Raw genomic sequence first — 611 nt, 5'->3', positions numbered from 1 at the left:
TTAGTTCGGTTTGACTTGCAGCAGATAGAGAATCCTGAAATATCAGGAATTGAATATCAGCAAGGCGAATTACAAGGCTACGAAGTGCGCGAATATCTGCTAGAAAAATGGGATAGGAAATGTGCTTATTGCGGCGCTGAAAATGTGCCATTACAAGTAGAACATATTCATGCAAAATCTCAAGGCGGATCTAACCGTATTTCTAATTTATGCCTAGCTTGTGAACCCTGTAACACCAAAAAAGGGGTGCAAAGCATTACCGATTTCTTGGTTAAGAAGCCTGAAGTATTGAAAAAGGTGTTAGCTCAAGCCAAGCGTCCACTCAAAGATGCGGCGGCAGTGAACTCAACCCGTTGGGCATTGCTTAATGCCCTCAAAACTACTGGATTGCCTATCACTAGTGGTTCAGGTGGTCAGACTAAGTTCAATCGAACTCGCCTGAATCTGCCAAAAGCCCATTGGCTTGATGCTGCTTGCGTTGGTCAAGTTGAGAACTTGGAAGTGCTAACCAGTCAGCCATTGCTAATCAAGGCAACAGGTCACGGAACTAGACAAATGTGCAGGACCGATAAGTATGGGTTCCCATCTCGTCATGTCCCAAGATGCAAGTT

1 protein-coding gene is annotated in these 611 nt (G+C 44.5%); it reads left to right on the top strand.

Translation table 11 applies throughout. From position 1 onward, the window contains the following. A partial coding sequence (gene iscB, locus AC805_RS16805; protein WP_197278771.1) for an RNA-guided endonuclease IscB occupies nt 1-611 on the top strand: 611 nt, incomplete at both ends.

It is taken from the genome of Pseudanabaena sp. 'Roaring Creek', assembly GCF_001402795.1.
In the GTDB taxonomy this organism is placed as follows: domain Bacteria; phylum Cyanobacteriota; class Cyanobacteriia; order Pseudanabaenales; family Pseudanabaenaceae; genus Pseudanabaena.
The sequence above is the reverse complement of the archived record's forward strand: the minus strand, read 5'-3'. Positions and strand labels throughout refer to the sequence as shown.